This window comes from Peijinzhouia sedimentorum (genome assembly GCF_049340005.1).
Classification (GTDB): domain Bacteria; phylum Bacteroidota; class Bacteroidia; order Cytophagales; family Cyclobacteriaceae; genus CAXBDP01.
Genome location: NZ_JBMPIY010000017.1, coordinates 1 through 23582 on the forward strand (window position 1 = coordinate 1; position 23582 = coordinate 23582).

The following is a 23582-nucleotide window of genomic DNA, read 5'->3' on the forward strand; positions in this document are numbered from 1 at the left end:
TATCAATCGGCTGTACAGTCAATTTATGATTGTAATCCAGAGATAGTGGTGACCCATGAGGTAGATAAAACGGTAGCACAAGAGGGCGAAACGGTCACTTTTTCGATTTCCGTGAGGAATTTGGGTTTTGATCCCGTAACGAATATTGAAGTCAGCCAAAGTTTACCAGCCGGACTCACACTAGTAAGTGCCGTGCCTTCATTTGGCACATGGACAGCTCCTAACTGGACGATTGGTACTATGTTTAGTGGTGAGAACCATGTGCTTACGGTAACAGCTACGGTAGATGCAGTAGTGACAGAAGGTTTACTTACCAATACGGTAAGCATTACGCAAGATCAAGTGGATACGAATTCCATTCCAGATGTTCTTTCAGCTTCTGTGAATACAATATTTAATGCCATTAGCTGGACGGGCGTGAGTTCAGATGATGGAGAAGTAGGTGGAAATTGGAATGGCGGAAGTGTTCCCAACCCGGGTGATAATATATTGATTCCGGACTTAGGTCCAGGAGCTAATTACCCAGTATTTGAGCAGGATGTTTCTTTAGGAAGTGTAACCATAGAAGACAATGCAACTTTAACCATTGCTCCTGGTTATGGCTTAACCGTCTCCTCGGGCAGTACTATAACGATCGGTGAGGGAGGAAGATTGATATTAAAGAGTGATGCGACAGGCACCGCATATATTGGCACCTTAACGGGTGGCTGTACGATTACAGGTACTGTACGCCAAGAGCGCCACATTATAGGGAGCAATAGGACTTTCCGTTTTATGGGCCACCCGTTTAGCAGTGCTGTTCCATTGAGTGTGCTAGGCGACAAGATTGACATTACTGGTAGCGGAGCAGGCTTTACACCCACTTCTACAAACAATCCATCCGCCTTCTACTATGATCCAAGCACAGGCGATGCCGATGCAGAAGAAGATGGCGGCTGGAAAGCCTTTACAGGAATGGCAGATAATTGGAATCGCCATCAAGGGATTCGAGTATTAGTAAGAGGGCCAAAAGGACAGGAAAATAGTTTGCTTGATGTGGAGTATACGCCAGACCCGGTGACTTTTGAGTGGGAAGGAGAGGTAAACACTTGTGATCAAATCATTAATTTAGCCTATTACGAACCATTTGGGGGTGTCAGTGACTTCAATTTGGTGGGCAATCCATTTCCTGCGGCAATCAATCTGCGTAATATTGGTCGGACGGCTCAGGTCGGAACGAGCTATTGGGTATGGTTGCCTAGAGAAAGTAATGTAGGTGTTTCCGGAAGAGGAGGAAGGTATATAAATACGCCATTTACTGCTGGAACCGATGAAGCTATTTTACCAGTTGGCGGAGCCTTCTTTGTACGAGCCGGTGCGGCAGGTCAAAGTTTGACCATTAGAGAAACCGATAAGACCAATGCGAATGAGCCCTTACAATCTGTAGCTGGAACGACGTTGAGAAGAGATACGGATGTGAAAAGTCTATATGGTTCCAATTCACTACAATTATCACTAAGCTCAAGTGAAGATGAATGGGATAGAGTACTTGTGTTCTTTGATGAAAGTACCACCTCTACTGTAGAGCAAGCCGATGGAACCAAACTGGTAAATCCAGAGGTAAACTTATTCACGGTGAGTGAAGATGATTTTGCCTTAAGTATAGATAGCCGTCCCTACCAAGAAGCCGAAGGAGCAGAAACGAACACCAACCGTATTCCCTTGCATATCCTCAGTCCGGCGCGAGCCTACACACTTAGCTTACCAGACTTCGACCTTGAAGAAGGCCGAACGCTAAGACTGTATGATCGCTTTATGGAAGAATACATCACCCTCCAAAAAGGCACGACGTACGACTTTGAGGTAACGGATGATCCGAGCACCAAAGGCCACCGATTCGACATTGTAATGGGCATAGAAGTGATTAACAGCATCCACCCGAGCAACCATCGCTTCCAAGCGTACTTACTACCGAATCCGGCACAGGAGCAGGTGAGGATCAGCATCCAAAAGCCGGATAATGTAGCGGAGACCACCGTAAAAATAATCTCAATGGCTGGCGTAGAAGTAAGAAGCGAGCAGATCAATACAGCAACCACGGAACTAGATATCAACCTGAGCCAATTGAGCAAGGGGATCTACTTAGTAGAGATCACACATGGCACTGAGCGAATTGTAAAACGCCTGATTGTAAACTAAACGCCACAAAACTAAAAGACAGTGGGAGGCAAAGAGAACCTCCCGCTGATTTATTCAAAACACAAAGCAACTGAAGAATCGATGAAATATATCCTACTTACCAGCCTATTGTTTTTATCCGCAGTGAGCTATGCGCAAACCTTTGGCGGACCACCGAGCTTTACGCCTGACGTGTTGGACAACCCGATAGATGGCGGCTTAAGCTTACTTCTTGGTGCAGGAGCCGCTTATGGGGCTAAGAAGTTGCGGGATAGAAGGAGGAGAAGTGAAAAAAGAAATGATAAAGCGTAATCAAACTGTATAAGTATTAGATGTTTTTTTAAAGTATTTATAAAATTGTGATTAAATTTTATCCGTATTAAATAAAGATAAATTAAGTACTTCCAACTCATGAATATTTTGATAATTCCTGACAATTGTTAATATTTGGTAGAGTTAGATTTTACATTTAATTTTATAGGAAATAAGGATTGAATTTTGAATTTTTTAGCGAGAGTACTTTCATTTTTTAATAAGTCCAAATCGAAAAGAGTATCAAAAAGTACTCATTTCAAGCAGTTAATATCCAATGCAGAAAATGCTGAAAGGAAAGGTGAATTTAGTAAAGCCTTACAACTCTATGAAGATGCGATGAATGAACTAGAAACCTCACTTAAGCATAAGATGGATGGAAAATACTATAGGTCAAAGTATTCAGAAATTCGATTTAGCATAGATAAGCTCAAAAGGCAAATTGATGATTCAGCTGATCGAGCTATCAAATTACCATTCGATTCCAAAAACTCTGAAGCTAGTTAATTAAACCATTTCTAAATTCATTTTCCTTTTCTGATTCAATTTTTTATAAAAAGATGGGGACAAACCAGTTTCCTTTTTGAATTGGTTGGACAAATGAGAGACACTACTGTAGTGAAGTCGAAAGGCTATTTCGGTAAGATTTAGTTCCTTATATAGAATAAGTTCCTTTACCTTTTCAACCTTATGCTTAATTATAAACTGTTGAATGGTGATGCCTTGAGTCTCAGCAAAGATGTTTGCCAGATACGTGTAGTTGTATTTTATCTTCTGACTTAAATAATCAGAGTAATTTGTCTTTGGGAGTTCATCTTCATTATGAATCATTTCTATAATAGCGGTCTTCACTTTCTCTATTAGAATGCTTTTTTTATCATCTATAAGCTCAAGACCAGTTTTGAGCAAATGTCGTTGCAAAAGCTCAAGCTCTTGATCGTTTAAATCCTTTACGGTCTCAACACTACCTAAATCTAAGTAAGTATAATGCAAGCCGAGTCTTCTGAGAGTTTCAGCAACCATCATTTTGCATCTTTGACTTACCATATATTTAATATATAATGTCATAAGTTTTATTTAGGAATTGTAAATTGAATTGTGTATTAAATAATATACAAAATCAAAGCCAGTTCCAATGATTTTAGAAAGGGAATGTATTTACATTAAAAACGTTCAAAATATTTTAATAGTTTGAAAATCAGCTAAAAGGGCATTTTCAAGGTTATGGAAGTACTTTTGCAGGATTTTTTTACCAAGTAAAAATTGATACTATCTTATAGCTAATATGATTATTAACGTTATATAAGAAATATATAAAATTAAAAATGTTTGTGGCATGAAATAAGATTTTATATTGTCGCTATTTCGAATTTACAAAGGCGAATTCAAAAAAAAAGGCAGGATCGTGAAATCCTGCCTGATATTCTTAAAAAATGCTAATTGAGAGAGAACCTCTACTTGTTAGTCGGGAGAATATCGATTAAAACGGTTCTATTATAAAATCTTTCCTCGGGCAATACATTTGCAAAAGGAGTAAGGCTCTCATTTTCACCAAAGCCTTTTACTTCGAATTTCACGTTAGATATGCCTAACCTCGAAACTGCTGCAGAAAGAATATTTCTAACTTCATTAGCTCTAGCAGTAGATAGCTGTTGATTATTAGCTGTTTCGCCAATTACATCTGTATAGCCATGTACGATAACAGTTGCGTCTGATGAGATACTTGGAGCAACTACATCGGTCAAGTATTTCTCATACCTGTCAATTGCTTCAGAATCGTCAAATTCAAACAAAATGCTAAATCTCAATGCTTCGCTGGTAGTAGAAGGTTGCCAAAGCACCAATCGAGTAGTAGTTTCTTTTCTGATAATACCACCATCTTTAGTTTGGCCAATCATAGTTACTTTGTAATTACCTTCCTCAACATTACCCAAAATGGTTTTTCCTGGTATGTTCACAGATTCAGAGTAGTATGGTCCAAAGCTCTTTAGTGAGCCATTATCATCTCTAATTTCCATTCTCCAAGAATCTAAAGCTTTATTAGCTCCTGTATTGTTGAATGTAACATAGCTATCAACTGGAGCTTCATGATTAGTCATAAATTCTATTGATTTCAATGGGCCATCAGTGCCAGGCTGAAATTGTACTAGCATTGCGGGAGTGTTACTCTCAATAGAAACTCTTTGATCATCCTCGCGGAGTAACTCAAGTTCACGTGTACCTCCAGGCTGCTCTGAAGAAACTTTCGGTTTCTCACGACCTTCTGTTGCAATTCTAGATGGCGTTATAGAAAATACATCTACCAAATAGGTTTTCACCGACTCGGCCATCAATTTAGCATTTACTACACCGTCTTCAGAAGAACCTACAAGTGTAATATTAGCCGATGGATTCTTATTCATCCTATCACCTAAAATATTTAAGATGTTATGATAAATATACAGTGCACGGTCTGAGCGACTGCTTGTTGCATCTGGAGCCGTATCTTCAAGTTGATTTTCTTTAAAGTCAACAACCTCATCTTTGTCGATACGGACATATCGGTTAGGAATATCTGTTGACCCTTGGTTAAAGAAAATGTAATTACGAAGCGGGAAGATTTCTCTAACGACTCTGTTTGTTGGGATATTAGCTGGAGAAATAACGCTAAACCTTACATCCACTGGGTTAATAGCGGGAGGTGTTACATTATTGTCCGTTCTAGGCCTAGGTATTTTCGATCCTATTCCCAATTTAAGTGCCGCACCTACCCTTATTGTGGTTAAATTCCAATTTTCGGTTTTTCTTGGAGTCTGACCAAAATAAGGATGGAATGAAGCAAAAGGAGAAAGGATAAATTGTGCAGCATTGTTCTGAGATGACAATGGAATATCATAGCCAGCGCCAACTTGCATAGACAATTGCACCTTTTCTACTTCACTGAAATTGCTATTAACATCTCTTGGAGCCACTTGATCAGGAAAATTTGGATTAGTCCCTTGCTCAAAAGTGAAGCTTTTATTAGTGTTTACAGCTATTCTTGGTCCTACAAAAATATAGAATGGAGATCTGCCAGGAGCAATTCTCAAAGTAGGTTCAATAGTCAAATAGCTCAAGTTTGTTGATAAGTCTAAAGGACAATCACAAGGAGAGAATACTTGATCGAATGTGCCTTGACGATCATCCAGCCCTATTTGAAGAGCCACACCAAATATTGAGTTTGGATTGTGGTATTCCAGCATAGGTGCTAGAAAAAGTCCAACACCATCACCATGACGGAAAGCCGTTGGTGAAATCACTCTACTATTCAATTGCTGAGTCGTGCCTCTGAAATAGTTGAAATTTGCACCTGCAGCAACTCCAAATCTAAATGCTGGCTTAGTATATACCGCATCCTGTGCCATTGCTGGCAATTGCAGTCCAGCTATTACCAAAGTAAGCGTAAAGCCGACTTTCATAGCTTGATTAAATAGGAACCACGCTGAGCGTGATTCCTTATTGAATATGTTGTTCGTTTTCATTTTTCTTAAGGTTTATTGATGGTGTTAGTACCTGTAAGCACAACTGCACCGTTGAGTGCAATCATTCTACCTGTTGCAACTGCACCAGTGTTCATTGTAATGGAAGTGTAGGCTAATACATTGCCGTAGAAAATTGTGTTATTTCCAATAGTGGCAGATGTGCCAACTTGCCAGAAAATATTCTTAGCTTGTGCTCCACCAGTTAAGATGATATTTCCTCCTGTACCACCTACCGTTGTAAGAGTGCTTGCAATTTGGAAGATCCAAACTGCATTAGCATCGCCTTGAGCATCAAGAGTTAAATTTCCTCCCGCTACAGAAAGTGAAGATGTAGATTTGTATATACCTGGAGCTAGTGTTAAGCCTCCTTGGTCGCCTGATACTGTCGATGGAGCTGGATTAGTAGCACCTTCAGCTTGAAGGTATGCAGCTGTTGCCTCATTTTTGGCCAATAATAGCCTAGCATCAACTCCGGCTGGTGATAGATCCCCCATTGCAAAGATTGCTCCTCCAACTACAAGTCCCGGAGGGAAACCCGTTACTGATGAGCGGACACCTGGATAAATACCTACATCCAAATTATTGATTACACTTGGGCCTGCATTATTGCTAATTCCTGTAGCTGCAAATATTCCAAATTCATCCATACTACCTATGTCAATGAAATTTGGACCTAGTGGGCTTACTGTACTGAAAGTCCAAACATGGTTGTTTGCTAAGCTTGTTCCAGCAAGGTTCTTGGCACCAGTAGTAATAGTAGCCGTATATGTAGTTCCAGATTGCAATCCACCTATTGGGGTAAAAGTAGCTGTTGAACCTACTAAGCTTATACTACCAGGAACAATGTTAGCACCTACTTTTACAGTGAATGTAGTGCCATTAATGGTTAACATATCCATTGGTACGCTGAATGTCGCACTCACTAAAGTGTTAAGACTAACATTCATCGCATTATTCAAAGGATTGGTTAGGATCACTGTTGGAGCTACAGCTGAAGCTGTAGTGAATATCCATACGTGGTTGTTAACTAAACCTGTTCCAGCCAGATTCTTAGCTCCCGTTGTAATAGTAGCTGTATACGTAGTTCCAGCTTGCAATCCACCTGCTGGTGTGAAAGTAGCTGTAGAACCAACGTAGCTAATAGCACCAGCAACTGTATTAGCACCCACTTTCACAGTGAATGTAGTGCCATTAATGGTCAACATATCCATTGGTACGCTGAATGTTGCGTTCACTGAAGCGTTAATATTAACGTTCATGGCATTATTCAAAGGATTGGTTAGGATCACTGTGGGCGCAACAGCTGAAGCAGTGGTGAATGTCCACACATAATTGTTAGCTAGGTTTACTCCACTATTGCTTTTTGCACCTGTAGTAATAGAGGCAGTATAAGTAGTGCCTGGCAATAAATCGTTTATTGGATTTAGTGTTGCTTTATTACCACTATAACTTACTTGACCAAGGATAGTATTCGCTCCATTTTTCAAAGTAAAAGTGCTTGAAGTGATGGTAAGCGGATCCATAGTCATGTTGAAGTTTGCACTGATGGTTTTGTTAATTGCCACATTCAGAGCGTTATTCAAAGGATCTACTGATGTAACTAATGGTGCGCTTGAGGCAGTAGTGAATATCCAAACATAGTTATTTGCTAAGGCCACACCACCTGCATTTTTAGTACCCGTTGTAATGGTAGCAGTATAGGTTGTACCTGGCAACAAATCATTTATTGGATTTAACGTAGCAGTAGTTCCCAAGTAACTTACCAATGCCGAAACGGTGTTTGCACCATTTTTCAAAGTAAATGTACTTGTAGTAATGGTCGTAGGATCCATCACCATATTGAAGTCAGCTGTGAGCGTTTTGTCTATCGCCACATTCGTTGAATTGTTCAGAGGATCTACCGATGTAACTATAGGTGCCAGAATTACTCCAGTCTCGAAGGTCCATTCATAATCGTTCACCATGTTAATGCCAGCAGAGTTTTTCACATTACTCGTGATGGTAGCAGTGTAGGTAGTCGATGGTGTAAAATTCACTGTAGGGTTAAAGAAAGCTTTATTTCCTATAGTATAAATCGCTCCAGCAACTGATCCGCTACTACTAGCCAATGTAAACGAAGAAGGGTTAATACTTGCTCCATCCATTGCTACATCAAAGGTTGCTTCCAGCGTTTTATTTAATACAACATTCGTTGCACTAATGTCAGGATCAGTTGATGTTACAACTGGAGGCGCTACTGGTTTGGTTGTGAACGTCCATGAGTAATTACTTGCCATGGCAGTTCCAACAGAACTTCTTACGCCAGTGGTGATAGTCGCAGTGTAGGTTGTGCCAGGTTGTAGGCTTAATGTTGGATTAAATGAAGCGGTCTGCCCAAAGTAAGAAACTGCTCCAAGAATATTTACCGAACCTCTTTTTAGTGTAAAAGTGGAAGGGGAAATGGAAAGACCATTCATAGCTTGGTTGAAAGTTGCTGTTACAGTTTTATTTGTTTCAACATTTATTTCAGTATCCAAAGGATCTGTTAGAATAACTAATGGAAAATCTCCGCCACCTGTTCTGAATGTCCATACATAATTCTCTACCATAGATATACCTTCTGGGTTTCTAGCTCCAGTGGTAATAGTACCTGTGTAAAGTGTATTTGGTAATAGAGAGGCTGTTGGGTCGAATGAAGCAGTATTTCCACTGTAAGTAACTACACCAATAACTGGTATTGATCCATTTTTAAGGGTGAAAGTTAGGTTATTCAATGTCAATGAATTCATTGGCATATTGAAAGTCGCAGTGATTACCTTATCATGTAAAGTACCAGTTGTTTGATCTCCAGGATCTGTTGAAATTACCATTGGAGCTACAGCCGAACCTGTCATAAATGTCCATACATAGTCGCTTGCAAGGCCGTTGCCAGCCATATTGCTTGCGCCAGTAGTAATACGTCCTGTATACACTGAATTGGCTGATAAAGGCAAAAGAGGTGTAAAAGATGCCGTATTTCCAGAATATGTAACAATGCCTGCGATTGGAGTGCTTCCATTACTTAAGGTAAAGGTTGCATTGTTAAGGGTCGCAGGGTTCATAGGCACACTAAAGGTGGCACTAATTACCTTATTGATAACTACATTCATTGCCTGGTTGGCAGGGTCAGTAGAAACAACAAATGGCGAAACAAATGCCTGCGTAGTGAATGACCAAGAGAAATTACTAGCCATTGCAGTTCCTGCCACATTTTTTGCTCCGTTGGTAATTGTTGCCGTATAGGTCGTATTTGGCATTAAATCAACAGCAGGATCAAACGATACCGTAGAACCAGTGTAGCTTATTGCGCCTGCAACATTGGTCGCTCCATTTTTAAGCGTAAATGTACTTGCATTCAAAGTCAATGGATCCATTGGAACACTGAAAGTAGCTTTCACTATTTTGTTGAGCGTTACTCCAGTTGCATTATTGGTTGGGTCTGTTGATAATACAAATGGAACCGCCGGCCCAACCGTTGTAAATGACCAAACATAGTCTTCAGATAGGGAGGTCCCTTCTGTGTTCTTAGCATTAGTAGTTATCGTCGCAGTATATTCTGTACTAGGATTCAATAAGCTAGAAGGAGTAAATGTAGCAGTGGAAGTATTAGTATTGTAAGTTGTTGTGCCAGCTACAATCGTATTTCCTCTTTTCAATTTGAAGCTTGCTCCATTCAAAGTTGTCACATCCATTGGAACACTAAAAGTTGCAGTTATCGCCTTGTTGAGCGCTACATTTTCTTCCTCGTTCTCAGGACTAGTTGTGATAACTGTTGGCGTTGTTGGAGTAGCTGTGGTGAATGTCCAAATATAATTCGAAGCCAAGGCCGCTCCAGCAGTATTTCTTACCGTAGTCGAAATCATAGCTGTATAAGTGGTATTCGCAATCAGTTTGCCGGTTGGATTAAACACCGCAGTATTGTTACTGTATGATACAGTGCCAACTACTGGAGCATTTCCAGCCTTCAAGGTGAATGTTAAAGCATTGATCGTCAATGGATCCATTGCCATATTGAATGTTGCGCTTATGTCATTGTCAAGAGACACATTCACCGCATTATTTGCGGGTATTGTAGAAATTATACTTGGTGATTCGATCGTATTGAAAGTCCAAGTGTAATCTGCACCTAAAGCATAGCCCGAATTGTCGTTTGCTTCAGTAGTAATAGTGGCAGTATAAGTAGTATTAGGAGCTAATGCACTATTAGGATTAAATGTGGCCGTATTTCCACTATAAGTAATTGTTCCGGCAACAGATGTAGAACCACTTGAAAGCATGAATGAACTAGGGTTAATTGAGGATGGGTTCATCACTCTATCAAAAGTTGCAGTCAAGTTTGTATTCAAGGCCACACCAGTTTCACCGTTTGCAGGAGTAGTTTGAGTAACACTTGGTGCAGAAGCAGTACTAAATGTCCATACATAATCATTTGCCATTGAAATGCCAGCTGTATTTTTCACATTAGCACTTATCGTTGCAGTGTATGAAACATTTGCTTCTAATGGAGTTGCTGGCGTAAATGAAACTGTATTTCCATTCATGCTAATAAAGCCACCGATATTACTAGTGCCATTGTTTACCGTAAAGTTTGCTGCGATAATCGTAGAAGATTGTACAGCTTCGCTAAATGTGGCTGAGATCACTTGGTTTGGTAATACTCCAGATTGACCTTCAATTGGATTGGTTGAAATGACCGTTGGAGCACTTTGAGTGCTGAAACTCCAAACATAATTGCTGTTTAACGATGTGCCTAAAGTATTTTCAGCGCCAGTGTTAATAGATGCCGTGTAAGTGCTATTAGGCAACAAAGCAACACTTGGCGTAAATGAAGCCGTATTTCCAGAGTATGTAATGGTGCCAGAAATTGGGATAATACCATTACGAAGCGTAAATGTGGATCCATTAATTGTAGATGCTTCCATTGGAACACTGAAAGTGGCTGTGATCACTTTAGCTAAGTTTACATTGGTCGCATTATTAGTAGGATCGGTAGAAATTACCATGGGATAGGAATCCGTACTGAATGTCCAAACATAATTTGCAGCAATAGTCGACCCCGCAGTATTACTAGCTCCATTTGTAATAGTGCCAGTATAAGTTGTGTTAGCCATTAATGGACTTGTGGGAGTGAAAGTAGCTGTGAAACCAGAATATGTCACTGTACCTTCTACCGCGTTAAATCCATTCTTTACTGTAAATGTTGAATTATTTATTGTAGCTGGATTCATTCCAGTACTGAATGTAGCTGTAACTACTTTGTCTAAGTTTACACCAGTTGCATCATTCGCTGGGTCTACAGCAATAACGGTTGGTAATAAACCTGTAGTGAAAGTCCATACATAATCCTCAAGCATTGCATTGCCCATCAGATCTTTAACACCTCTTGTTACTCTGCCGGTGTAAGTTGTATTTGGTGACAATAAACTGCTTGGCGTGAAAGTAGCTGTTTTGCCACTATAAGTTACAGTGCCTCCAATAGTTGATGTGCCGCTTATGGTAAATGTAGCGCCATTCACTGTTTGTGGATCTACAGCTTCTTTGAATGTAGCAGTAATTGCTTGATCAAAGGGAACTCCAGTTTGTAAGTCGGTAGGGTTTGTAGATTCTATCTCTGGACAGGTGCCAATAATCCCGATGTCTTCGTCCTCACAGCTTGCTACAGCCATTGTCATAACAATAGCTATCAGGGCTGTTAGCCAGTATTTATTTTTTTTGGTTTTCATGTGGATAAAATTTTAATTAATTGAGTAAAGTGTTTCAGGATTATTGACGCGGTCAATTGTCAATATTGATCGAACTAATACCATATTGGGAAGGGAGAGTTAGGGTCGGTTCATATTATTAAAATATGTTCGGCATTTGCCATACCCTAAACGCATCTATCACAAAGTATAGAATTATTGTAGCAAAGGTGGAATTATTAAGACACCTTATCTTACATAATTATGTTCAAATGTTACATAAATCACACTTTGGTGATCTTGGTAAAAGGCGGGAGGAATTTGTAATCTTATAACTTGAGCAGACAGCCTTTTTAAGTAGATTTAACTGCTCTAATATTTGGAAAGGAAGCAGAGAAACAGGAAAAAAATATTGATTTAAATATTTGATATAAAGGTAATTATGAATCAGTATTTCCGAGCTATTTAGCAATCAACTCTATTATTTCAAGCCATCATAAGTTTTGCTAGATGAGGCAATTAGTTTAGAAATATCGACAAGTTCTTTTTCTGTAAGATAGCGCCATTGTCCAATAGGAACATCTAATTTAATATTCATTATTCGAGTACGCTTAAGCTTTGTTACTTCATAGCCTAGATATTCGCACATTCGTCTTATTTGCCTATTAAGGCCTTGAGTAAGAATTATTTTAAAAACGAATTTGCTCAATTGCTCAACTTCACATTTTCTTGTAACGGTATCCAATATGGGAACTCCCTTACTCATTTTAGTAATGAACTCTTGCGTGATGGGCTTATCTACAGTTACTATATATTCCTTCTCGTGATTATTTCGTGCGCGTAAAATCTTATTTACAATATCACCGTCACTGGTAAGCAATATTAAACCTTCACTTGGTTTGTCTAATCGCCCAATTGGAAATATCCGCTTCGGGTAGCCTATGTAATCGATAATATTGTCTTTCTCTACTTTTGTATCGGTAGTGCAAACAATACCAATAGGTTTATTGAAAGCAATGTATGTTGGCTTCTCTTTGGGTACTGAAATTAATCTGCCGTCAACTCTTACCTCATCATTATCATTGAGCTTAGTGCCCATCTCAGGCACTTTGCCATTGATGGTCACTCTTCTTTGCTCGATCAATTTATCGGCTGCTCGTCTCGAGCAATAGCCAACTTCACTGAGGTATTTATTTATTCTGGTCAACGGAATTTCTTTTTTTGATTTATCTGCTGCAAAATAAATGAAAAGCGAGCTAGAAAACGCATTAAATCAAAATTAGCTAAATCAATTTTGAGTTTCTAAGTCTTAGCGAATTGAAAATGACAGAAACAGAGCTAAAACTCATAGCCAAAGCTGCAATCATAGGAGAAAGTAACATACCAAATATTGGGTATAAAACCCCTGCAGCAATTGGAATTCCCAATGTATTATAGGCCAATGCGAAGAAAAGATTTTCCTTTATGTTTCGCATTACTTTATGGCTTAGCATTCGTGCTTTTACAATCCCTTGTAAGTCTCCTTTTACTAAGGTAATATCTGCACTTTCGATTGCTACATCAGTACCAGTACCCATGGCTATACCAATATCGGCCTGAGCAAGGGCAGGAGCGTCGTTAATCCCATCTCCGGCCATAGCTACTTTTTTGCCCTCTGATTGCAATCTTTTTACTTCATTGAGTTTGTCTTCGGGAAGCATTTGTGCTTTGAAGTTATCCAGATTGATGCTTTCGCTTACAGCCTTTGCTGTAGCTTCATTGTCGCCGGTAAGCATTATCACCTGCATTCCTTCCTCCCGCATTTTCTGAATTGCCTGCTTGCTCGATTCCTTAATTTTATCGGATAATACGATGTAGCCAATTACCTTTTCATTTTCCGCCAGATACGAAACCGTTTTACCTTGTAATTGTATCTGCTTCACTTCTTCAATCAACTCATCTTTGATTTTTGCATTTACGTGATCCATCAATTTGTCATTTCCCAATGCCATTAATTGTCCATCAGCTTGCGCTGTAACTCCTTTTCCAGTTATGGCTTCAAATTTTTCAAGCTTCTTTGCAGTAACATTTTTCTCATTACCATAGCGAATGGTTGCTTCGGCTAATGGATGCTCACTGCTACTATTTATAGAGATAATTTTTTGGAGAACCTCTTCTTCGCTCAATTCCTCCCTGACACTTTTCACCAATTCTACAGAGGGCTTTCCTTCGGTCACAGTACCTGTTTTATCAATGATTACCACGTCAATTTTATTCATGGTTTCAAGTGCGGAGGCATTTTTTATAAGTACTCCCGATTGTGCGCCTTTGCCTACACCCACCATCACCGACATAGGCGTGGCCAACCCCAAAGCGCATGGGCAGGCAATGATCAAAACAGCAATGGCATTTACAAGTGCAAATACATAGGCAGGCTCCGGCCCAAAAATGACCCAAGCGATAAAAGTGAGTACCGAAATTAGAACCACGATGGGCACAAAATACCCTGAAATTTTATCAGCTAGTTTTTGAATAGGTGCCTTGGAACGGCTAGCATTATTTACCATTTCAATGATCTGAGAAAGAAGCGTATCTGAACCAACTTTCTCTGCTTTCATGATGAAAGTTTTGTTCTTATTGATAGTGCCAGAGCTTACTTTATCACCAATTTCCTTCTCTACAGGAATAGGTTCACCAGTGATCATCGATTCATCGATATTGGCTTCACCTTCTTCGATTTTGCCATCTACAGGTACTTTCTCGCCGGGTTTCACACGAATCAAATCGCCAATTTGGATATCGTCTATGGCAACCACTGTTTCCTTGCCATCCTTTATTACGGTGGCTTTGTTTGGCGCCAGTTTGAGCAATTCCTTAATGGCTCCACTAGTTTTGCTATGTGCACGAGCTTCGAGCAATTGACCTAATAATACTAATGCAAGTATAACTGTAGCCGCCTCGAAATATACATGCACACTGCCCGAATCGGTCTTGAATTGATCTGGTAGTACGTCAGGGAATAAAATAGCAGCCAAACTAAAGAGCCATGCTACACCCGCACCAATTCCGATGAGGGTAAACATATTCAAATTCCATGTAGCAACAGAGCGCCAAGCCCGCTCAAAAAACATCCATGTGGCATAGAAAACCACAGGAATAGAAAGCGCTAATTGCACCCAATTCCAATATTCAATGTCCAGCCACTTATAAATGGGGTTGTTTGGAATCATCTCCGACATGGCGATGATGAAAATGGGCAGTGTAAAAGCAACAGCGATTTTGAATTTACGGAGTAGCTTTTTATAGCTTTTATCCTCTTCTTCAGTTTCGGGCTCCATTGGCACCAAGTCCATTCCGCATTTTGGGCAGGAACCTGGTTTATCTTCCACTACCTCGGGATGCATGGGGCAAGTATATTGGCTTGCTTTTTTGGCAGAAGGTTGCTCAACCAGATCCATACCACATACAGGGCAATCTCCGGCTTTGTCGTAAGTTTTGTCGCCTTCGCAGTGCATCGGGCAATAGAAAACGCCAGAGCCATTTTCTACTTTTTTGGCTTTTGGCTTCTCTTGCTTTTTTCCTTGGCCGGGCAAATCTATGCTATATGTGCCTCCCGCTTTTTCGAGTTCGGCTTTTAAGGTTTCAATGGAGATATGTTCGGCCATTTCAAGAATAGCCTCGGCTTTGTGTAAATCCACATAAGCACTTTCAACGCCATCAATATTTTCAAGGGTTTTTTCTACATGAGATCGACAGCCCATGCAAGTCATTCCAGAAATTTCGTATGTATGTTTCATTATCTATTCCGTTGATTTTCCTTAATATATATTTACAAAGGTAAAATCAGAACAGCTTAATGAGTTACATAATTCAGGCTACTACTTATAAGATTTAGAGGCTGTCAAGCGACTTTCTATTATTTCCAAATAGCTTCCTAAACTCTCGTGGAGCGAATCCAGTAACGCTTTTGAATTGAGCACTTAAATGCGGGAGGCTAGAATAATTAAGCAAAAAGGCAATTTCTTTAAGAGACAACTCATCGTACACTAATAGCTCTTTTACTCTTTCTATTTTGTGGAGGATAAAATATTTTTCGATGGTAATTCCCTCCAGTTCTGAGAACAGGTTACTGAGTGAATTATAATCATAATCTAATTTTTTGGAAAGGTAATCTGATAAATTGGTTGAGAGAGCTGCGTTTTGTTCTTGAACCAATTTAGTAATAATCGTTTTCGTTTTTTCAATAAGCTGGCTATTTCTATCGTCGAGTAATTCGAAGCCTAATTGATTAATCGCTTTTTGGAACTGCTTCAATTTCTCTTTGTCAATTTCCTCTTGTAATTGCACTTCGCCCAGCTCGACCGATTGTGGGTGGACTTCTATTTGGTCAAGTACAGTTACAATTGCCATTTTACATCTACTACAGACCATATTTTTAATATGCAATTTCATATTTTCCAGTGTTTTGTTTCAAATTTAGAAAGGAACTTGAATTTTTATTTAATTCTGTAGAGTTGAATCTATTATAAAGCGAAATTTAGCAAAAAGGTTTTATTTATTTTGAATTAATTGAAAATGAGATGATTGTGAGAGGCATTTGAACTGCTAAATTTCAAGCAGGCTAAGGTGTATTTGGGTCTGAACTTTGATTGAGATGATTTTCTGATGGGCAATGATTGTTTTTGAGGTTCCGATTAGCGCTTAATCCTAAACCATGGTAATCCTATAATTATTAAGAATCATTGTTCAGACAAAAAGTGAATCCCATTAATTTACCTACAGAAAAAAACCTTCAAAAACAGAAAAGCAATCAGAAAAATGTAAATTAACCGATTGAAAATATAAGTGATAGAGTAAATGAAGATAAACAGCTTGAAACCAAGGAAAGCGCTAAACAAAGCCTTTCTGAAAGTGAAACCGAATAGAACTGAAATTGAGCGTTTCAAAGCAAATCTTATCCAATTACTCGACCGCACTAATGACACAGAATCTGAAGAATTTCATAAGAATCTTGTCATTGATTTTCTGAAAAAAACCTATTACGATCCGAATCACTTCATTAATACCAAAGGGCGAAATGACCTTGTAATTTACAATGGTGAAAAAGCAAAAAGTACGGTAGGTGTAATCTTAGAAGCAAAAAAGCCGACCAATAAAGCTGAGATGGTTAGCATTGAAAAGCTAAATACAAAAGCCTTTCAAGAATTAATGCTTTATTATCTGCGAGAAAGAATTACACATAAAAATCTTGAAGTAAAGCATTTGGTCATTACCAATATCAATGAATGGTTCATCTTTGATGCGACTACATTTGATAGACTTTTTGCACAAAATAAAAATCTCGTAAAGCAATTCACTGATTTTGAAGGCGGGAGGTTGGCCGACAGCAAAACAGAATTTTTCTACAAGCAAATTGCTGAACCGTTTATAGCCGAGATCACTTCAGAAATAGAATTTGCCTACTTCAATATTCAGGATTATCAGAAGCCCTTACGCAATGCCGACAAGGCAGATGACAATAAACTGATTGCACTTTTCAAATTGCTTTCTCCAGAGCATTTGCTGAAACTTCCTTTCACCAATGATAGCAACAGTCTAGACAAGCGATTTTATAGCGAGTTGCTTCACATAATTGGGCTTACAGAAACTAAAGAAGGAGGCAAAAAGCTAATTGGGCGAAATAAGGAAAGCGAGCGAAATTCAGGGAGTATTTTAGAAGATGCCATCATTCAGCTTGATAGTTTGGATAAACTGAGCAGACTCGACAAACCAAGTCAATTTGGAAACACCCAGCAGGAACGGCTATTCAATGTTGCTCTTGAACTGTCCATCACTTGGGTCAACCGTATTCTGTTTTTAAAGCTGCTAGAAGCCCAGCTCATTACTTATCATAAGGGAGATAAATCTTATTCATTTCTCAACTTTGACAAAATCAAAAACTATGATGATCTGAACAGCTTGTTTTTTCAAGTATTAGCAAGAAAATACGAGGATCGAAATCCGGATGTAAAGCAGATTTTTGAGAAAGTGCCTTATCTCAACTCATCACTTTTCGAGCCAACGGAAATCGAACAAGTTACATTGTTCATCAGTAATCTACGAGACGATAAATCTATTCCCATCATATCGACCACAGTACTGAAAAACGACCAAGGTAAGAAGCGAACTGGCAAGTTATCAACTTTAGAATACCTATTTGAGTTTTTGAATGCCTACGATTTCAGTAGCGAAGGTTCTGAGGAAATTCAAGAAGACAACAAAACACTTATCAATGCCTCCGTACTTGGGTTGATATTCGAGAAAATAAATGGCTACAAAGACGGCTCCTTCTTCACACCCGGCTTCATCACCATGTACATGTGCCGCGAAACCATCCGCAAAGCCGTCATCCAAAAATTCAACCAAGCCTCATCATCCCATTCCAGTGGAGCCGAAGGCACCACAAAAACTCCCCTCTTGAGAGGGGTCGGGGGTGTGTCTTCTTCAAATAGAATATCTTCTTCAAACAGCGTGTCCTCTTCCAAAACTGAATCCTCTTCAAACAGAAAACCCAGCTCCGTACCAAAACGCCAGATAATACCCTACAACCCAAAACTAAAAGAACTTGCCCGCAAGCTTCGCAACGAAAGCACAAAATCAGAAATCCAGCTTTGGGGAGCCTTAAAAGGAAAATTCGAGGACAAATACGATTTCCACAGACAAAAACCTTTGGATAACTATATCGCAGATTTCTTCTGCCATGAATTGAGCTTAGTGGTAGAAATTGATGGGGATACGCACAATTGGCAAGAATCACAGCAAAGGGATTATGAAAAAGAGGCACGCTTCAATGAATTGGGATTGAATGTGCTGAGATTTCTAGATTCTGATGTGTTCAATCATTTTGAAAGCACTGTGGAGACAATAAGAGAATATGTGAAGGCTTTTGAAAAAGATGATTTCTCTTCATTGGTATATGAAGATTCGCCTTTGAATAGTTTGACAGGGGATTTGGTGGAGGGGATGAGGCTTCATTCTTATTCGGGGGAAGACATACCCCTAAATCCTCTTTCTAGAGAGGACTTTCAGGAAGAGGACACACCCCTAAATCCCCTCTCGAGAGGGGACTTTCAGGAGAAATCCCTCTCAATCGGTGACTTTCAGGAAAGAGGGGAGTTTAAGACATTGGATGATGTGTATGATCAGATTGGGGAGGGGCGGATGTTTACTAGGAAACAAGCCAATGAGATTGTAAACAGCATTAAAATTTGTGATCCGGCAGTGGGTTCTGGGCATTTTTTGGTTTCCGCGCTTAATGAAATGATTGCGGTGAAAAATGACTTGAAGATTCTTGAAGACCGAGAAGGCAAATCTTTGCATCGCTATGAAGTGGAAGTGGTGAACGACGAGCTGATTGTTACCGATGTGGAGGGTGAATTGTTTGAATATAATCCCAACAATATGGAAAGCCAACGCATACAAGAAACGCTATTTCACGAAAAGCAGAATATTATTGAGAATTGTCTTTTCGGCGTGGATATCAATCCCAATTCGGTGAAGATTTGTCGATTGAGGTTGTGGATTGAGCTGTTGAAGAATGCTTATTATTTGAATTTGCATGATGGGAGTGGAAGAGGACACACCCCCGGCCCCTCTCAAGAGGGGAGTATGGGAGAAGCCTTGGGCTCCTCGCGGGAAGGGAGTAAAGGTAATGCCTCTGCCAATACTTGGGTGGGGAGTAAGGGTATAAGGATGGCTGGTGGTTTTAGGGAGTTGCAGACTTTGCCGAATATTGATATCAATATCAAGTGTGGGAATTCTTTGGTGAGTCGTTTTGCGATTGATGCGGATTTAAGTCAGGCTTTGAAGAAGAGTAAGTTCTCTATAGATGGCTATAGGATTGCTGTGGATAGATACCGAAATGCGGAGAATAAGGAAGAGAAGCGGGAAATGGAGCGACTGATTGCTGAAATCAAATCGGATTTTCGCTCGGAGATTGCCAATAATGATCCTAAACTAAAAAGAAAAGCTAAGCTAGGCGGGGAGCTGTATAATCTCACCATGCAGACTGGCCTCTTCGAAGAATCTGCTAAAGAGAAAAAGGAGCGGAAGAAGCGGGTGGAAAAAATAGAAACCGAACTCGAAAAACTTAGCCAAGAAATTGAGGAGATCAAAAGCAATAAGATCTTTGAAAATGCCTTTGAATGGAGATTTGAATTCCCTGAAGTACTCAACGAACAAGGCGATTTTGTAGGCTTTGATGTGGTGATTGGGAATCCGCCGTATATCAGGCAGGAAGAATTTTCTGAAATTAAGAGTTATTTGAATTCCTCATTTCAAACTTTCATGGGTACTGCTGATATCTATGTCTATTTTGTTGAATTGGGGATGAAACTGTTGAAGAACCATGGGCAGTTTACTTATATCATCCCAAACAAGTGGATGAAGGCGGGATATGGTCAAAAACTAAGACAATTTTTAAAAGAAAAGGAACTTCAACGAATTATTGATTTTGGCGATTTGCCAGTTTTTGAAGAGGCAACCACTTACCCAATGATTATTCAAGTAAATAATAATCAGCCATCTACAACTTTCAAGGGTATTACTGTTGATACACTGAATTTTGAATTCAGCTTAGAAAATTACATTTCAAAAAATGAGATAGAAATTTTTGTAGAGGGACTTCAAAGTGATACTTGGAATCTCATCGATGGCAATATTCAAATGCTTTTGTTAAAGTTAAAATCAAAAGGAATCACCTTAGCTGAATACGTAAATGGAAAAATTTATTATGGAGTTAAAACGGGCTTTAATGAGGCATTTATTATTGATAAGGAAACGAGGAGTCGCCTGATAAAAGAAGATGCTAGAAGTGAAGAAGTTATCAAACCCTTTTTAGCGGGTAGAGATATAAAAAGGTATCAAACACCAATAGCAGACAGGTATTTAATATTTACTAGAAGAGGCATTGAAATAGAAAGCTATCCCGCCATTTATAATTATCTATTTCATTATAAAGAAAAATTAGAGCCGAAACCTAAAGACTTTAAAGGAGAATGGAATGGAAGAAAACCCGGTTCATACAAATGGTATGAAATTCAAGATGCCGTTGATTATTACGATGAGTTTGAAAAGCCTAAAGTAATGTTGCCAGATATTTCATTGAAATGTGAAGCATTAATAGATGAATCGAAAGGACTTTATTCAGTAAACACAGCATATATAATTCCAGAGCTTTCTAAGTCAGATTTAGGTATTCTGAATTCTAAACTAACATTGTTTTTCTACTCAAATTTGTCTCAAACAATAAGAGGTGGATATTATAGATTTATAAGGCAATATTTAGCTCAGATTCCTATGATATCAACCAATATACTTGAAGAAATTGTAGGTCAAGTTATTGAAGCAAAAAAACAAAACCCCAAAGCAGACACCACCGAGTTAGAAAACCAAATTGACCAATTAGTTTATGAACTTTATGGATTGACAGAGGAGGAGATTAAGATTGTGGAGGGTATCTGAACTATTGTTTTTTTGATTTAAGGAATACTATGATTTTTAACCAAGAATTTGGGTTCTCCCAGACTTATTGGTACTATAAATAATCATTTCTCCTTTAATGTAATCTGCGTCTTTTTTAGACAGGTAATGTACAGAAAGAATGCTACTTCCAATAGTTTTAATATATAGATCAGCGCCAAAGATGTGTTTGTCTATGTAAACCTGTCTAATAAAACGAAAAGCAATTGTATTTCTATCTTGACTTATTAGGTACCAGTTTCTTTTCGTTACAGTAATAGTTTGATTGTTTAGGTCAACACTAATTTTCCAAGGAGTCAAAAGATGCTGAATTTGACCATTTAAGAGCAGGGCAATAATTGACGATTTTGCAAATAGCATAAGAATTTACCTGTTAAAGGCAGCATTGAAGCAAACATGTGAACAATATGTACCTTGAAAGCCCATGGCTCTTAGTAAAGTGCCTCCAGGTTTTATAAATGCTTTTTTCTTAAATAAATCTTTTCCGCATTTAGCACACTTCTCATTGTGATAGCCTTGTCTGATATTAGGTTGAATTTTAGGTTTCATTTCGTCTTGTTAATATTTTAGTGTTAATTTTTATAAATTATTATCTGACTATTCTAATTTTTGAAAGCCAAAAGCGATGTCTGATAATCTCTTGGTATTTTAATTCAGCACTCAATTTTTTGAAACTAGTTAGATAAGTGGGAGCAATTTAGATAAATGTAAAATGCGGTCAATGATTATGAGTCAAGATGAAATAAGATGAAATAATAATTTTCTGAGTTTGTATCTATAATTGTTCAACCAATCCAAAAAACTGGTATGAATACTATAGATAGCTTTATTCAAGTAAAACAGCAATTCATAAACGATTGGGCTAAAAACCCTAACTATGTTTTTGAAGAATCTGTCTTTTCTAGGTCGGAAAGTCTGAAAAGGCAGTTAATTCCTTATATTAATTATTTACCCGAACCCTATATAGGGTGTATTAAAAACCCATCTGCAGTGTTTTTAAATTATAACCCTGGGCCAGTACTTGAAGGTCTCCAAGAAAGAGAAATTGGGAAGTTTATAATCAATTATGATGCAGTTGAATCGTATGTAGACTTTGCTAGAACTGTTCCTTATTTTGAGCCAAAAGGAAGGTCTTTTTGGTATCCTCGAAAAAGGTTTGTAGCACGTTTGTTGGGGAAAGAAAATGACGATTTTCATATTTTGGGGTTGGAAATCTGTCCGTGGCATTCTCAATCTTTTAAATTAACAAATTCTGAGCTCGAAAGTCTTAAGGAATATGTAATGAAGGAGGTTTTGCCGGTAGCTGAGGCAGTGGCTAAGAATGCTCCTCTTTCTACTATTTTTTCAGTTGGTAAAAGCTACTATGATTTATTTAGACTGCTTGACTTTAAGAAGGTAAAGGAATTTAAGGCTGGTACAAATATTATTAAATGGCCGAAAAATGCTCATGGTAAACCTGTAGCACGTTCGTTTTCCCTTTGGGAAAGTAAATCCGGTTTCCAATATTTTAATACCTATGCACAGGGCGGAAACACCATGTCAAGTCAGGAATTTAATGAAATTATTAAGCATCTATTGGGTATTTAGTAATCAAAAAATGAAATGTACCTATTTGAGAATTCGGTTAGCTGAATAGCTAAATTATAAATAGAAATAAAATTAATAACTATGTCAAATTTCAATTACAAAATAACTTATAGTTATTTACAATCTTTTCCAAAAATAAAAGGTAGTAAAACAAAACTGATTAAGCAAACTGTCAATCTTGGATTCGATTTCGAGCCAACAGATGATGATATTGAAAGAAAAGTGAAAGAATGGGTTGACGTAGTACAAAGAAAAGTAATGAATGATCTTGAAGCTAAAATTGAATTTCATGAGATATTAAATTCCAAAAAGTTAAAGGTAGTAAAGGGAATTGTCCATATTAATCTGGATTAGTTCTGAAATAAATAATTATTGCTGAATTGTTTCCATACATACGGCAGCCATTACTTCAACTTCATATTAGCTAAACAATAATCAAATTTTAAAATTGTTAAAAATTTAGTTTTGGGTGGTTCTGAGAATAATTATGGGCAAAATAACACTATCTGATTTCTTTTTATTATTTTTATTTTTCTTAATTTAATAATACTAATGAAGCGTCTATACAATACTCATAATTTCTTTTTTTTATCAATATTTTGAATTTCCCTGCTTTTCAAGCAATAATAGTATTTATAGTATAAATTAAATATAGTATATTTAAAAGTGGTTTTTAAATTTTTTAATGCAAAAAATTTAATATTTTCGTAAATAGCGATATTTAAGAATAGTATGAGAACAAATCTTGACCCCTCGGACATATTCTTGGTTATTGAATCATCCTTCCGGATTGCAAGCATCTATGGCAGGAAGATTAATAATTGTGCAT

At 38.2% G+C, this 23582-nt stretch carries 12 protein-coding genes; 6 read left to right on the forward strand and 6 right to left on the reverse strand.

Annotated features, from left to right (window positions below):
* From ACOXY8_RS16555 to ACOXY8_RS16565, 3 genes are all read left to right on the forward strand, one after another.
* On the forward strand, positions 1-2178 hold a 2178-nt coding region (locus ACOXY8_RS16555; RefSeq protein ID WP_458332730.1), incomplete at its 5' end, for a T9SS type A sorting domain-containing protein.
* 21 nt (positions 2179-2199) lie between these two features.
* Positions 2200-2469, forward strand: a complete 270-nt coding sequence (locus tag ACOXY8_RS16560; protein WP_458332731.1) for a PID-CTERM protein-sorting domain-containing protein — start codon at positions 2200-2202, stop codon at positions 2467-2469.
* A 186-nt stretch (positions 2470-2655) separates the two neighbouring features.
* A complete protein-coding gene (locus ACOXY8_RS16565; RefSeq protein WP_458332732.1) occupies positions 2656-2976 on the forward strand; it encodes a hypothetical protein in 321 nt (106 codons plus the stop codon).
* Here the strand turns inward: ACOXY8_RS16565 and ACOXY8_RS16570 are convergent, their stop codons facing one another.
* The 6 genes from ACOXY8_RS16570 to ACOXY8_RS16595 all read right to left on the reverse strand — a co-directional run bounded on the left by ACOXY8_RS16570 (position 2977) and on the right by ACOXY8_RS16595 (position 16099).
* A complete protein-coding gene (locus ACOXY8_RS16570) occupies positions 2977-3537 on the reverse strand; it encodes a helix-turn-helix domain-containing protein (RefSeq protein ID WP_458332733.1) in 561 nt (186 codons plus the stop codon). It abuts the gene before it with no gap.
* A gap of 386 nt (positions 3538-3923) precedes the next feature.
* A complete protein-coding gene (locus ACOXY8_RS16575) occupies positions 3924-5969 on the reverse strand; it encodes an OmpA family protein (RefSeq protein ID WP_458332734.1) in 2046 nt (681 codons plus the stop codon).
* A 5-nt stretch (positions 5970-5974) separates the two neighbouring features.
* Entirely contained in the window at positions 5975-11710 is a 5736-nt protein-coding gene (locus tag ACOXY8_RS16580) for an Ig-like domain-containing protein (RefSeq protein ID WP_458332735.1), read from the reverse strand.
* Between the two features lie 439 nt (positions 11711-12149).
* Positions 12150-12875 (reverse strand): 23S rRNA pseudouridine(2604) synthase RluF, encoded by a 726-nt coding sequence (gene rluF / locus ACOXY8_RS16585; RefSeq protein WP_458332736.1) that lies wholly within the window; start codon positions 12873-12875, stop codon positions 12150-12152.
* A 76-nt stretch (positions 12876-12951) separates the two neighbouring features.
* Positions 12952-15444 (reverse strand): heavy metal translocating P-type ATPase, encoded by a 2493-nt coding sequence (locus ACOXY8_RS16590; RefSeq protein ID WP_458332737.1) that lies wholly within the window; start codon positions 15442-15444, stop codon positions 12952-12954.
* Between the two features lie 94 nt (positions 15445-15538).
* The gene (locus ACOXY8_RS16595) at positions 15539-16099 is read right to left on the reverse strand and encodes an AraC family transcriptional regulator (RefSeq protein ID WP_458332738.1); all 561 of its coding nucleotides are present in this window, start codon (positions 16097-16099) and stop codon (positions 15539-15541) included.
* 405 nt (positions 16100-16504) lie between these two features.
* On the opposite strand from ACOXY8_RS16595, the gene ACOXY8_RS16600 reads away from it, so the two are divergent.
* The 3 genes from ACOXY8_RS16600 to ACOXY8_RS16610 all read left to right on the forward strand — a co-directional run bounded on the left by ACOXY8_RS16600 (position 16505) and on the right by ACOXY8_RS16610 (position 23107).
* Complete coding sequence (locus ACOXY8_RS16600; protein WP_458332739.1) at positions 16505-21148, forward strand: DUF7149 domain-containing protein; 4644 nt, start codon at positions 16505-16507, stop codon at positions 21146-21148.
* A gap of 825 nt (positions 21149-21973) precedes the next feature.
* Positions 21974-22753 (forward strand): hypothetical protein, encoded by a 780-nt coding sequence (locus ACOXY8_RS16605; protein ID WP_458332740.1) that lies wholly within the window; start codon positions 21974-21976, stop codon positions 22751-22753.
* A gap of 81 nt (positions 22754-22834) precedes the next feature.
* Positions 22835-23107, forward strand: a complete 273-nt coding sequence (locus ACOXY8_RS16610) for a hypothetical protein (RefSeq protein WP_458332741.1) — start codon at positions 22835-22837, stop codon at positions 23105-23107.
* The last annotated feature ends 475 nt before the right edge of the window (positions 23108-23582 follow it).

Coding starts and splice junctions, on each gene's coding strand:
- ACOXY8_RS16570 (WP_458332733.1), bottom strand. CDS start 3,537: ATGACATTATATATTAAATATATGGTAAGTCAAAGATGCAAAATGATG.
- ACOXY8_RS16575 (WP_458332734.1), bottom strand. CDS start 5,969: ATGAAAACGAACAACATATTCAATAAGGAATCACGCTCAGCGTGGTTC.
- ACOXY8_RS16580 (WP_458332735.1), bottom strand. CDS start 11,710: ATGAAAACCAAAAAAAATAAATACTGGCTAACAGCCCTGATAGCTATT.
- ACOXY8_RS16590 (WP_458332737.1), bottom strand. CDS start 15,444: ATGAAACATACATACGAAATTTCTGGAATGACTTGCATGGGCTGTCGA.
- ACOXY8_RS16595 (WP_458332738.1), bottom strand. CDS start 16,099: ATGAAATTGCATATTAAAAATATGGTCTGTAGTAGATGTAAAATGGCA.
- ACOXY8_RS16600 (WP_458332739.1), top strand. CDS start 16,505: ATGAAGATAAACAGCTTGAAACCAAGGAAAGCGCTAAACAAAGCCTTT.
- ACOXY8_RS16605 (WP_458332740.1), top strand. CDS start 21,974: ATGAATACTATAGATAGCTTTATTCAAGTAAAACAGCAATTCATAAAC.
- ACOXY8_RS16610 (WP_458332741.1), top strand. CDS start 22,835: ATGTCAAATTTCAATTACAAAATAACTTATAGTTATTTACAATCTTTT.